Annotated in this window: 9 protein-coding genes and 1 tRNA gene; 8 read left to right on the top strand and 2 right to left on the bottom strand. The window is 64.8% G+C overall.

Annotated elements, in window-relative coordinates; genetic code table 11:
* Window positions 1-33 precede the first annotated feature (33 nt).
* The 8 genes from ACLBKT_RS11175 to ACLBKT_RS11140 all read left to right on the top strand — a co-directional run bounded on the left by ACLBKT_RS11175 (window position 34) and on the right by ACLBKT_RS11140 (window position 10,805).
* Complete coding sequence (locus ACLBKT_RS11175; RefSeq protein WP_410182993.1) at window positions 34-1,014, top strand: hypothetical protein; 981 nt, start codon at window positions 34-36, stop codon at window positions 1,012-1,014.
* Window positions 1,011-1,868: a sugar phosphate isomerase/epimerase family protein gene (locus tag ACLBKT_RS11170; RefSeq protein WP_410182992.1), complete on the top strand. Its 858-nt coding sequence runs from the start codon at window positions 1,011-1,013 to the stop codon at window positions 1,866-1,868. Before ACLBKT_RS11175 ends, ACLBKT_RS11170 begins: the two co-directional genes overlap by 4 nt.
* Window positions 1,861-2,883: a hypothetical protein gene (locus ACLBKT_RS11165; protein ID WP_410182991.1), complete on the top strand. Its 1,023-nt coding sequence runs from the start codon at window positions 1,861-1,863 to the stop codon at window positions 2,881-2,883. The genes ACLBKT_RS11170 and ACLBKT_RS11165 overlap by 8 nt, the downstream gene beginning before the upstream one ends.
* Window positions 2,883-4,040 (top strand): NAD(P)/FAD-dependent oxidoreductase, encoded by a 1,158-nt coding sequence (locus ACLBKT_RS11160; RefSeq protein ID WP_410182990.1) that lies wholly within the window; start codon window positions 2,883-2,885, stop codon window positions 4,038-4,040. The genes ACLBKT_RS11165 and ACLBKT_RS11160 overlap by 1 nt, the downstream gene beginning before the upstream one ends.
* Window positions 4,033-6,108 (top strand): hypothetical protein, encoded by a 2,076-nt coding sequence (locus tag ACLBKT_RS11155; RefSeq protein WP_410182989.1) that lies wholly within the window; start codon window positions 4,033-4,035, stop codon window positions 6,106-6,108. The genes ACLBKT_RS11160 and ACLBKT_RS11155 overlap by 8 nt, the downstream gene beginning before the upstream one ends.
* The gene (locus ACLBKT_RS11150; protein WP_410182988.1) at window positions 6,105-6,497 is read left to right on the top strand and encodes a GtrA family protein; all 393 of its coding nucleotides are present in this window, start codon (window positions 6,105-6,107) and stop codon (window positions 6,495-6,497) included. Before ACLBKT_RS11155 ends, ACLBKT_RS11150 begins: the two co-directional genes overlap by 4 nt.
* Window positions 6,494-8,848, top strand: a complete 2,355-nt coding sequence (locus ACLBKT_RS11145) for a glycosyltransferase family 2 protein (protein ID WP_410182987.1) — start codon at window positions 6,494-6,496, stop codon at window positions 8,846-8,848. Before ACLBKT_RS11150 ends, ACLBKT_RS11145 begins: the two co-directional genes overlap by 4 nt.
* A 208-nt stretch (window positions 8,849-9,056) precedes the next feature.
* On the top strand, window positions 9,057-10,805 hold the full coding sequence (locus tag ACLBKT_RS11140) for a hypothetical protein (RefSeq protein ID WP_410182986.1): 1,749 nt from the start codon (window positions 9,057-9,059) through the stop codon (window positions 10,803-10,805).
* Between the two features lie 106 nt (window positions 10,806-10,911).
* On the opposite strand, the gene ACLBKT_RS11135 is transcribed toward ACLBKT_RS11140, so the two are convergent.
* Both ACLBKT_RS11135 and ACLBKT_RS11130 read right to left on the bottom strand, forming a co-directional pair.
* A tRNA-Gly gene (locus ACLBKT_RS11135) sits at window positions 10,912-10,985 on the bottom strand.
* A gap of 633 nt (window positions 10,986-11,618) precedes the next feature.
* Window positions 11,619-12,575, bottom strand: coding sequence for an alpha/beta hydrolase (locus tag ACLBKT_RS11130; RefSeq protein ID WP_410182985.1), 957 nt, complete (start codon window positions 12,573-12,575; stop codon window positions 11,619-11,621).
* Window positions 12,576-12,620: the final 45 nt, after the last annotated feature.

Here is a 12,620-nt window from a genome sequence, read left to right as displayed (position 1 = left end):
CAAGCCTATCAGCAGCTTCGGGAACAAGACGCGATGGAACGTTCTCGAAGTGGTCACCATGAAACCGGCCTGATAGGCTACACCGGCTTTGTCGGCGGCGCGCTGCTGCGGCAGGCCCGCTTTGATGCTTACTACAACAGCGCCAATATTGCCGATATCGGAGGGCAGGCATTTGGCACGCTGGTCTGCGCCGCCGCGCCGGGTTCGATGCTCGAAGCCAACCGTTCGCCAGAGCGTGACGCCGCGCAGATCGACGGATTGATCGCGCGCCTGACCACGATCCGGGCCGAACGGTTCGTGCTGATTTCCTCCATTGCCGTGCTGGCGGACTTTGCCGGCGGCAATGACGAAGGCACGCAGGCCTTCCAGCAGGACCTCGCCTATGGGCGCCATCGCCGCGCGCTGGAGGCCTTTGTCGAAGACCATTTCGCCAGCAGCCTGATAGTCCGCCTGCCCGCATTGTTCGGGCACGGCTTGCGCAAGAATTTCCTGTTCGATCTCATGAACCCGGTCCCATCGCTGCTGACCGAGGCAAAGCGCGATGCGCTGCTGACCGCGCTCGATCCCGCGCTGGCTGCGTGGGCGGCGTCGCTGTATGCGCCCGATGCGGTCACGGGGTTGCTGAAGCTTGACCGCGCGGCGCTCAATGCCGACCGGCGGCGTGCGGCGCTGGAGGATGCGGTGGAAGCGCTGGGCGCATCGGCCACCCAGTTCCATCATCCGGACACGACCTACCAGTATTATTCCATCGATAGGCTGTGGCAGGACATCGGCATCGCGCTGGATGCCGGGCTGTCGCACCTGCACCTGGTGGCAGAGCCGCTGACTGCCGCCGCGATCCATGCGCGACTGACCGGGCGGCCCATGCCGGACACGCCCGCACGCCTGCACCGGGAAGATATGCGCACCCGCCATTCCGCCCTGTGGGGGGCTGAAGGGCCGTATCAGTTCAGCGCCGCCGCGACACTTGATCGGCTCACCGCCTTCTTCGCCAGCGAAAGGGCAGCGGCGTGAGGCTGGCCGTGTCGAACATCGCGTGGCTCGTTGAGGAGCGGCTGGAGGCCTATGCGATCCTCGCCGAAGCGGGGATCACAGGTCTCGAAATCGCGCCGGGTATCTTCTTTCACGCGGCCGACGATCCCTTTGTGCCCGACAACGCAAGCGCCCGCGAGGCTTTGCGCGAAGCGGCGGATGCGGGGCTATCGGTGGTGTCGATGCAATCACTGCTGTTCGGCGTGACCGGCGCGGGCCTGTTCGACGGAGCCGAGGCGCGCGCCGTGTTCGAGGCCGGGATGCACCGCGCCATCGCGCTGGCGGGGCAGTTCGGCATTCCCAATCTGGTGTTCGGTTCCCCCGCCCAGCGCCGCGTGCCGGACGAAATGGCGATGGAGGCTGCCATGACGGAGGCCGCCGACGTGTTTCACCGCTTGGGCGATGCTGCTGCCGCCGCAGGGACCCGCATCACGATCGAAGCCAATCCGGCAGCCTATGGCACCAACTTCCTCACCACGCTGGAGCAGGCAGAGGCGTTTGTCGCTCTGGTCGATCACCCCGCCATTGCGCTGATCCTTGATCTGGGAGCGATGCACATGAACGCCAGCTTCGCCAGCGTGCCCGCGCGCCTGCCGGCCCTCGCGCCCCGGCTCAATCATGTCCATGTCAGCGAGCCTGATCTGGCTCCGGCCCCGGCCGATCCTGCGGCGCTCGTGCCGGTGCTCACAGGCTTGCGCGCAGCAGGTTATACCAAGGCGGTGTCGATCGAGATGAAGCGCCCGCCACAGGGCCTTGCCGACGTTCGCCGCGCCGTCTCGCGGTTGGTTGAGGCCTATCGGGGTGCCCATCAGGTTGAGGGGGCGCTCCATGCGTGAACCTGACGCCAGCCAGTTCCAGAAACCGCGCGAGGACATGGTCGTGTCGGTGTGCTTCTCGGAGCTGGCGGCGAGTCCCACCACCTTCGCAGCCTTGCGCGAGGTCGCCGCGACGCTCGACCGCGCGTTCCGTTTCCGCGAGATCATCCTGGTCGTCGACGATACCCAGCGCGAGGCCTTCCTCCCGCTGATTGCCGAGGTGCCCAATTGCCGCCTGTTCGTGGTGCGCCGGGGAACCGAATACTACGACCGCCGGGTGATCGGCGCCGAGGAAGCGATTGGCGATCTGGTGGTGATCGGCAATCTCGACGAGATCGTGCACATTGATCTGATTGCCTTCCTGGCCCATGCCGAGCGCGAGAATACCGTGACGATGGCGTTTCGCGCGGTCCGCCGTCCGGTGAAGCGGTTGCTGGCATGGCCATTCATCGCGCTGGGCAAGCTGGCGGGCTTCAATGTCGATCCGAGCGATTTTCAATCCATCGCCGTTCCGCGCACGCTGCTCAACCTGCTGCTTGCGCATGACGAGCCGCGCCTTGCGCTGCGCTTTCCCCCGCGCGATCCGCGGCTGGCGCTGGACTGGTTCCGCACGACGCGCAACGTGCCGGGGCGCACAGCCTTTATGGGACTGGCGCGCCGGGCGCAGCTGCTGCAGACGCTGCTGGTCTATCTGACGCCCACGATCCTTTCGGTGGTGGCGCTGTCATCGACCATCCTGACGCTGCTGGGCTTGGCCTATGCCGCTTACATCGTCGGCGCGCTGATCGTTGTGGACACGCTGGCACCCGGCTGGCTGACGACCAATGCGATGCTGGCGGTCAGCGCGGTGTTCATGGGGATGTCAACGCTAGGCCTCAGCCTTGGTCTGCAACACTTGCTGAAACAGCAGCGGCGGCTGAAGGGCGGGATCGTGCCAGAGGAGGTCAACCGCATCGATCTGTTCCAGCAGGTGGCCTTTGATCTCAATGTCGAAGTGGAAAGCGATGTCCGCGCTGGCCCGGCAGGAGCGGACTGATGCCGCAGGCCCCCGCCACCCAATATGACTATGTCGTGATCGGCGGCGGCTTTTATGGCTGCTGCCTCGCGCTCTATTTGCGCTCGATCTCGGCGCGGGTGCTGGTGGTGGAAGCGGGACCACGGCTGATGGACCGGGCCTCCAGGGTCAATCAGGCGCGGGTGCATACCGGGTTTCACTATCCCCGATCCGCCGCCACGGCGGTCAAATCCATGCTGCTGCACCGGCGGTTCCTCGCCGATTTCCCGGAAGCTGTGGTGGGCGATTTCCAGATGCTCTACGCCATCGCCCGGCGCCGCTCGAAGGTCACCGCCAAGAAGTTCCACCGCATGTTTCGCGACATGGGCGCCCCGATCGAACCGGCGATGCCGAGCCACCGGGCGTTGTTCAATCCCGACATGGTCGAAGACGTGTTCGCCTGTTTCGAAGTCGCTTTCGATCACGCGATCCTCGGCAAGCAGGTCGCCGCGCGCATGGCCGATGCCGGGATCGAGGTCCGCTTGGAAACCGAGCTGGTCGGCCTTGCTGACCATCGCAGCAGCGTGGTGGTCGCGTTGTCGGATGGCAGCGAAGTGACCGCGCGCTATGCCTTCAACATCACCTATGCCCAGATCAATGCGGTGCTGGCCAAGGCCGGTCTGCCCGGTGCGCGGCTGAAGCACGAAATCGCCGAACTGGCGCTGATCGAGCCCCCGCGCGAGCTGGACAAGATCGGCGTCACGGTGATGGATGGGCCGTTCTTCTCGACGATGCCCTACCCATCGGAGAGCCTCTATTCGCTCACCCATGTGCGCTATACCCCGCATGAAAGCTGGGCTGATGACCCGGTGCGGCGCGATCCCTATCGCCATCTTGCCAGTCTGGACCCCGAAACGCGCTTTGCCTTCATGCAGCGCGATGCCCAGCGCTATCTGCCCTGCCTCGCCGGGGCGACCTATCGCCGGTCGATCTATGAAGTGAAGACCATCCTGATCAAGAACGAGGCGGACGATGGCCGTCCGATCCTTTACCACCAGAAGCCGGATGATAGCCGGGTGATCTCGATCCTCGGTGGCAAGATCGACAATATTTATGACCTGTTTGAAGCGGTGAAGGATACAGCGCCCGAATTCGCATCCCTCAATTCGGGTTTCGTCTTCGGGCTGGCCTATGCCTGATCGGTTGCGGGCAAAGGCGGATGGGCGCGGATGGTGGGTGCTGGCGGGGCTGGCGGCGCTGATCTGCGCCTTGCGCGGCGGTGTGCTGCTGTATGACCACAGCCTCAATTCGATCGACGGGGCGCTGCAGACGTGGTTTGCGCTGGATCACTTTGCTGACGGGGATCAGCTGGGGACGGCGTTCCAGTCCTATCTCGGGATCACAATGGTGCTGGCCTTGCTGCCGGTGTTTGTTGCCTTCGGCCAGACGCTGTTCGCCTCGACGCTGGCGGCGCATGTCGCGGTTGTGGCGAGCGCCTTTGGCTCCGCTTATGCCACCATCTGGCTGATCCGGGCGGTGCCCCCGCGCGCGCGGTGGCAGGCGGCCGTGGTGCTGGTTTGCGTGTTCTACTACGCCGCACCGCTGGTGGCCGAGGCCATCGGCCTGCGCTGGCCTGCGACCTTCGATCCCGGTGTGTCGCTGCGGCCCTTGCGGGGCTTTTTGCCATTCATCGTCCTGCCGTTCTTTGTCGTGCTGGTGCGCCGGGTGCTGTTGCGGGGCCGGGCGCTGGAGGGTGGCCTGGCGCTGGGGCTGGTCGCAGGGGCGGGGCTGCTGTGGTCGAATGACGCGGGTATTCCGCTGGTCATTGCGCTGGCCTTGGGGCTGGTGACGGCGTTGTGTCGGCGGCTCGGATTGCTGATGCGGACGCTGGCGGCATTCGGGGTTGGTGTCACGGTGTCGGCAGGCGCCATTCTGATGGCGGTGACGCACGCTGCGCCGGGGCCTTGGCTGCAATACAATTTCCGCGATGTCGCGGGTGATCAGTTCTGGTTCTTCGCCCCGTGGGAGCGCAGCACGAGGATCCTTGGGCTTGGCGACCTCACCAATATCCTGCGCCATGGGGAGTTGCTCTCGACCGCCAGCCTTATTGTCCTGACTCTGTGTGTGCTGTGGGCCATGATCGAGCGCCTGCGTAACCGCAGCGCGCCGGTGCGGGGGAGCGCCTTCATTGTCGTCGGCGCAAGCGTGATCGGCACCGCGCTGATCCCGCAGATCGGCGGACACATCGGGGCCGAATACACCGCCATAACCTTCGTGCTGGGCCTCTGCGCCCCGCTGATCGTCGGCCAGCGCGTGTTGCTCGGGCTTGCCAAGCCAGTGTTGCGAAGCACCTCACCGGCTTTGGTCGGCGTGGCGATTGGTGTGGCGGCGCTGGCGATGGTCGGAACCGAAGCGGCGCGCTTTGCGACGATCCGTGCCAACACGGACCGCACCACGTATGACGCAGCGCTCGGTTTCCATGTGACGCCCGATTATGCCGCGGATCTGGCAGCGATGCGGCAACTGGCGCAGACCTGGGACGCACAAGGCATCGCGCAGGATCGGCGCTTGCTGTCGGTCTATACCTCGCCGCTGGATATCGCCGCCGGGGTGGAAAGCCCTGCGTCTGTCGGATCGCTGATCCACGCACTGGGCGCAGCCAACCGGGCAAACTTCACCGCTCTGGTGGGTGAGCGCAAGGTCGCCGCCGTCACCACCATCGCGCCGGATTACAGCGGATGGGAAGGGTGGATACGCCGCGCCAATTGGCCATTTTTTCGGGCGCTGCACGAAAACTACACGCCCATTGCCCGCAATGATCAGCAGGTCTTGTGGGTGCGCGCCGAGACGGCCATGCCGCCCACCGCCGCCGCGAACTGCCGGGTTTCCGCCCCGTCGCGCAGCACCCTTGTACTCGACATCTCAGCGCCCGACGCCGGGCTGGCCTCTGTCCGCGTTACCCGCCAACCGCCGTTTGCTTCCGGGCGCGGCGCGATGCTGACCGTGACCGAAGCTTCGCCCGATACCGCCGCCAAGACCGATCGCTGGGCCGATTTCCCCCGCTATGGCATCGGCAACACCGCACTTGTGTCGCTGGTGGCCCCTGTCACCGCGGGCGCCACAACCCGGCTGACGCTTGAGGTGCTGGACGGATCGGATATCGGCACCGCCACCTGCACCGCGCAGGTCTATGCTCCGGTCGATACGGCCGCCTTGCCCCGACTGCCCGCAGGCATCGCCCGCTATCTGGCACAAGGTGCACCATGACCGAACTGCTGCGCTTCCTCACCGTGACAGTGCTGGGGGTGGTGATCGACCTCGCCATCGCCTTTGGCCTGCACACCGGGCTTGGCGTGCCGCTGTGGCTGGCCGCTGCCATCGGCTTCACGCTGGCGGCGAGTGCGAATTACGTCATCCATCAGACCTGGAGCTTCCAGACCGGCCCGCGCACCCTTTCGGCCCGGCGTGCGGGGCTCTATGCATTGGTCGCGTTCGCCACGCTGGCGGTGCGGGTGGCGATTGTCGCGCTGCTCGACCGTGCGCTGGCCGGGGCCTATCCGCTGGCGATCCTGATGGCCGGTGCGGGCGGATCATTTTTCGTGAACTTCGCTCTGAGCAAATTCGTTGTCTTCGCCGCCGAACTGGAAACGCCATGACCCTGCGTCTCCCGCCAATTCTCGACGATAGCGATTGGGCGGTGCCCGCTCACGAAGCCGCGGTCTATGCCGAGCGGCAGCACCTCTATGCACTGGTCATTCCGGTCATCAACGAGGGGGACAGGATCCGCGGCCAATTGCTGCGCATTCAGGCGGCGCGTCTGCCGGTGGATGTGGTCATCGCCGATGGCGGGTCGACCGATGGTTCGCTTGATGCCGACTTCGTGACCGGTGCAGGCGTGCGCGCGGTGCTGACCAAGACCGGACCGGGCAAGCTCTCAGCGCAGCTGCGCATGGCCTATGCCTGGTGCCTGCGGCAGGGTTACGCCGGGATCGTCACCATCGACGGCAATGGCAAGGACGGGGTGGAGGCGGTGGCCGCAATGGTCGCCAAGCTGGAGGACGGCTGCGATTATGTTCAGGGATCACGCTATCTTCCTGGCGGTGCGGCGGAGAACACCCCGCTGGAACGCACCATCGCCAACCGACTGATCCACGCGCCGGTGCTCAGCCTTGCGGGGCGACATTGGTTTACCGACACCACCAATGGCTTCCGCGCCTATTCCGCGCACTATCTCACGCACCCCGATGTGCGCCCGTTCCGCGACGAATTTCAGGTCTATAACCTGTTGTTCTACCTGACCGTGCGCGCCGGACAGCTGGGGCTGAAGGTCGCCCATGTGCCGGTGGTGCGGCGCTATCCCGATGATGGCAAGGTGCCGACCAAGATCGGCGGCTTTGCATCCAAACTTGCGCTGCTGAAGGAAACCGTGATCGCCGCGACCGGCGGCTACACGCCCGACGATGCGGTACGCGGGCAGCCTGCGCTGGTTTGGCCGTTGCTGGCCCTGCTGCTTGTGCTGGCACCGCTGTTGGCGAGCATGATCGTCTTCCCGCCCTATTCCCCCGATTCCTGGGCGCTGTACGAATTGTCGCAGACGGTGTTCGGCGATTTCTACCGCTTCAACCACTGGCGCAGCTATGCCAGCGCGTCGGAGTATTCTGCCAGCTTCCCGCCACTCTATCCCGCCCTGCTCGCCCTTGCCGATGCGCTGTTTGGTACTGGTCCACGGACCGCGCTGTACCTGTCGTTTGCCTGTTTTGCCGGGTTTGCCCTGGTGTCGGAACGGATTGGGCGGTCTGTCAGCGGCGCGGCGTGGATCGGGCTGGGGGCGGCCCTGATCGGGCTGCTTGGGCCCAGCATGCTTCTCGCCGAACTGGGGGCGGGCCGCACAATTCCCCTCCAATTGCTGCTGTTTGCGTTGATCCTGAGCGGCCTGCTGCAAGGATCACGGATCAGTCTGGCTGGCGCGGCGCGGATCGGGTTCCTTGCTGGCCTTGCCGTGCTCAACCGGTTTGATGCGGTGCTGCTACCGCTGCTTGCCACGGCGATGATCCTGTGGCTGACGCGCAGTCCCAAACGTGCCTTGACAGCCATGGCAGCGGCGGCGGTCGCTGTGTCGCCGTGGGTGGCCTATTCACTCACGACCTTCGGCACGGTGTTTGCGACCGACAATAGCGCGATTGCGACCACTCTGGACCCGGCCGCCTTTGTGACCGATTGGTGGCCATCGCCGCAACCGGGGCTGGCCGATGATCCTGCGGCATGGGCTGCGAAGTTAGCGGCCAATGTGTGGGGGTATGTCTATACACTTGCGGCGTTGCTGGCGACAGTCATGGGGCTTACTGCCGCGGCGTTTCTGGCGCCCCCTACGGCACTTGCGGTCCTTGCGGGCGACCGACCGCGCGGGGATGATGGCCTTACAGTGCTCACCTTGTTTACGGTGATCACCGCGCTGCTGTTGGCGCCGCAGGTGCTGACGGGCTATCTCGAATACCGCTATTTCGCAGCGCTGATCTGGGCCGGGCTGCTGACAGCAGGATGCTGGGGCCTTGCGCAGGCGCGCTCGCTTTATCAGCGCATGCTTGTCGCGCGGTTGGCTTTTGGAAGCGTGGCTTTGGCGCTGGCCGCATTGATAACCATGGAAATCGTCCACGCCGTGGGCGCGGGTCAGATGGATAGCGCGGGATGGGCGGGCTTCGATGCAACCGACGATCTGCGCGCGCTGCAAGCCTGCGTGAAGGATACCCCGCGGGCGCGAATTTTGGTGCTGGGCGATGACGCCTTTGCCGCCCGCGCCGGGGCTCTCGGCGGATTTGCGACCATGATGGAACCGCGCAACATGGCAGACGGGCGGCTAGACCCATCCGGCAGCCGCGCGTTTGTTGCCGCGTGGCGCGTCAATTACGTGCTTCCAAGAGACCGCGCACGAGCGCAATGGGCCGAGGCGAACCTTCCCGTGGTCAAAGTGCCAAGCTGCCCGTTCCCGCTCTATCAGGTCGCAAGGTGATGCGATCGTGCTTCAGAGGCAGCCCGAACTTTGCGGTGACACGCCCCAGTCGGCGGCTGCCCAATGGCCAACAGGGCCGTCAGATTGAGTGCCATGCGAACCCTGTCCGTTTCTGGGTCAGATAGTCTGGTTCGGTAGCAAGACCATCAGCGGTGATGTAGCGTGCCGTATCGGAACGGAGCCGGGCGCTCTACGGGGGAAACCTAGCATGATGTCTCGCCGATTGATGATGGCCAGCGGAGCGGCAGCAGTGCTTGCACCCGGCCTTCTCTCGTCCGGCCCCGCGTCCCTGCCATTGCGCGCGCAAGTCCAGACCCGGGGCGGAGCCATCCCGCGTGATCCCGCCATCGCTGCTGGCGCGCCGCCCGTCCGCCTTGGCGACACAATCTTCACCGCCGATGATCCCGATGCCTTGTGGCAACAGGCGGGGCTGCACACCGTGCGGGTGTTCCTGCGCAAGGGGCCATGGGCGCTGATCTGGTATCTGCAACCGGCATCTCCGGTGGATGGCAAGCCCTTTGATGTGGTGGTGGTGGAGCGGCAACGCTGGACCAATCTGGCGGCCGAGACCCCGGCGGTCACCTATCCGGCGAGCGTGTTTGGCCGCAGCTTTCCGCTCTACGGCCATGGCGACTTCCAACGCTGGGTCGTCGCATCGCGCGCCTGGCCGGTATCCGATCGTGAATTGAACCGCTGGCAAGCCCAGGGTTTGTTGTTGCCGTGGGGCATCGGACCAAGGCTGCAAGCCCCATCGGAATGGTCCTATATGGACCCGGTCCCGGACTATACCCCGCTCGACAAGGGCGGGCTCACGCCGGCGATGGGAACCACAGGATTGCGCGACGAAGTGGGGCCGATTGTCCACCGGCAGGCGCGCTACCTCATTGAACGCAGCGCAGCGATGCGCCGCGTTACCATGAATTACGGGCTGACCGCGGCATCAATCCCTTGGCATGTGCGCGGGCCCGATGGCTTGCCGCTGCTGCTCGATAAGCCCAATTTGCCGCTGAAAGTTCAACAATATTATCAGAACTATCCCGAGGAAAGGATCATCAGCGTAAGCCCCGGGATGCGGTTCGAATGGGAGATCGACAACGCACACCGCCCGTGCCCGTCATTCATTCCGGCTTTGCTATCCGAATTGCACCCGTTTTTCATTGAGGAGCAGGTGTTTTCCGCGTGCACCGTGCTGAATACCGTGACCCCCGATTATCGCGGGCCCAGCGGCAAGCTGATAGATCAGGATCAGGGCCGCGACTGGGCGTGGTCCATGCGCGATCTGGTGCTGGCCTATGCCTTGCTCCGCTCCGTGCCGGGGCTCGACTGGTTGCCATCGGCAGACCGTTTCGACGCAATTCTATCTGCCAATCTCGACCGCGCGGTCAAGGCACTCGCGGTGCCGGGGATGGGGCAATTGGGGATGTTCTGGGAAGCCAATGCCTACGACAGCGAACCCAACCCGACATTCTGGCCATCGATCCGAACCGGGCAGCGACCCGGCGTCTACACGGGATCGATCGTCAATTACATTGCCTACACGCTGGATTGGGGGCGGCGATTGCATCCCGATCCGCGCTGGTCGCAGTTGCAAATCGCCTTTGCCGAACGGTTCCAGGCGCGGCGCTTTCTGGCAAGCGGTCCGTTCTGCTTCCTCAATCTGCCAGCGCGCCTTGAAGGGCGCTGGTTCAGTGATTGGCGGCAGATGGCGCAGGTTCTTGGCCTGCCCGCCGATATCGCGCGGCAACCATGGTATAGCTTCGATCTGCCGGTCAACGATCCCCGGGTCTATGAATATACGACCGAGTATCCCGCGACGTTCTATCATGGTCTGAAGTTGGCGCAGGCAACGGGGAACACCAACGCCGATGTGGATGCTGCGATTGCGCTGTTGGAAGCGCAGATCCGCCGCGGCGATGAAGACAGCTTCCCCGCCTTTGCCATGCGTCATGCGCGATAAGGTGGTGCTGGAGATCGACTGGCATCTCGGCCGCCCTTCGGGTCAGCACGGCATAGTCCAGCATCGTCTCGGCCAGCAGCTAAATCAGCTGGGGCGGTCAGGGCGATGGAGCGGGTAAGGGGAATCGAACCCCTCTAGCCAGCTTGGGAAGCTGGTGCATTACCACTATGCTATACCCGCAAATCGCCGATGCGGAATCGCTGCCCGGCGCTTTCTAACATCCCACAGCGCTCGTCAATACTCGGACCACCGCTTGAGCCCGCGTGCGGTAGGATTTGTCTCCTGCGCGCAAGAAACACGAGCCTGCCTTCTGATTTTCCTGTTCGCCGATCTGAGCTCTCTCAGACCGAATGACACAATCGAAAGTCGGCCGAGACGGAAAGGATACTGCAAAAAGCTCACCAAGAATTGTTGTGCTTCGGAAATCAAGCATATGATTTAATGCAGATACATATGCGACGGACTGGCGCGTGGGCCATGCCCGCCCGCTCGTCATAGAGGTGCAGGATACCGGCCCCGGCACCCCACCCCACCGGGTGCCCGATCGTTTCGACGCCTCCGGGCTGAGACCGGACGAGGTTGGCGCTCATCCGGTCTCCGACATCGGCCTTGACGGTCTGGGCGAGGGCCGCCAACGAAAGCCTCTGGGGAGGTAGCGGTCCAGAACCCAGGTGCTTAGGAAAGGCCAATAAGCTAGCATCGGAAGGACCCCCTTCGCTCGTGCTCGCTGTCAAGCGTTCAGATGGCGAAGGTAGCCTTTACCCGCGCCAGCGCTGCCGCTCCCCATTCTCCGAAATATTGCACCAAAGCCGGTCAGGCCACGTGCTGCCGCGCAAAGTCCATCTGCAAGGCGGTGAAGGCGCTCGCTAGCGGGTTGGCGTCCATGTCGAACGCGTGGATCCCGCCTGCGACTTCCTCGTATGACACCGCCACGCCGGATTCCGCGAGGCGCCGCGCATAGTCCCGCACCTCGTCGAGGAAGAGGTCGCAGCTGCCAACGCCCACCCACGCCGGGGGCAGGCCGGAGAGGTCCGCGCGCCGCGCGGCGGCGGCGTAAGGCAGGGCCTGCGCATCGCGCTCGCCGCCGAGATAGGCGGGCCAGGCGAAGCGGTTGTTGGCGTTGCTCCAGATGCTGTGGCGCGGGGTATCGAGTTCGCGGCGCTGCGTGGTGCGATCATCCAGCATCGGGTAGATCAGCAGTTGTGCAGCGGGCTGCGGGCCGCCCTCATCGTGCAATCGGTGCACCAGATTGGCCGCAAGGCCGCCGCCCGCGCTGTAGCCGCCGATCACGATCTTGGCCGGGTCGATCCCCAACGCCTCGGCGCGGGCGAGGACGCGGTGCCAGGCGGCGTGGCCATCATCGAGCGCGGCGGGGAAGGGGGCCTGGGGCGCGAGGCGGTAGGCGGGGCAGATCACCGGCACGCCGAGCGTCTTGGCGAACAGGGCCGCCTTGGGGAAAATGTCCTCCGGCCGCCCGAACACGAAGCCGCCGCCGTGAAACAGGATCAGCGCGCCATCGCCGCTGCGTGTTTCGGGCGTGATGATCGCGATGCGCTCACCCCCGGATCGGTCATATGCAAGGCTGACCCCGGCTGGATCGAACGGCGGGCGGATAAACCGTCCCACCAGCCGCAGCAGCCGGTAGGTGAAGCGGTTGACCACCAGTTTGCCGAGCTTCTTGTCGAGCGCTGCCAGCTCGGGCGCAATGGGCGGCGGATTGGCGGAGCTGTGCGACTGCGAGTTAGGGTCCGTCTGTGCGCTGACTGTCATCGGAAGCCCCTCTGCCACTGATGCCGCACCGTAGCCCCGCCGCCG

It is taken from the genome of Erythrobacter sp. W302b (assembly GCF_046452395.1).
Classification (GTDB): domain Bacteria; phylum Pseudomonadota; class Alphaproteobacteria; order Sphingomonadales; family Sphingomonadaceae; genus Erythrobacter.
Note: the sequence above shows the minus strand (reverse complement) of the source record. Positions and strands in the feature narration are given on the sequence as shown.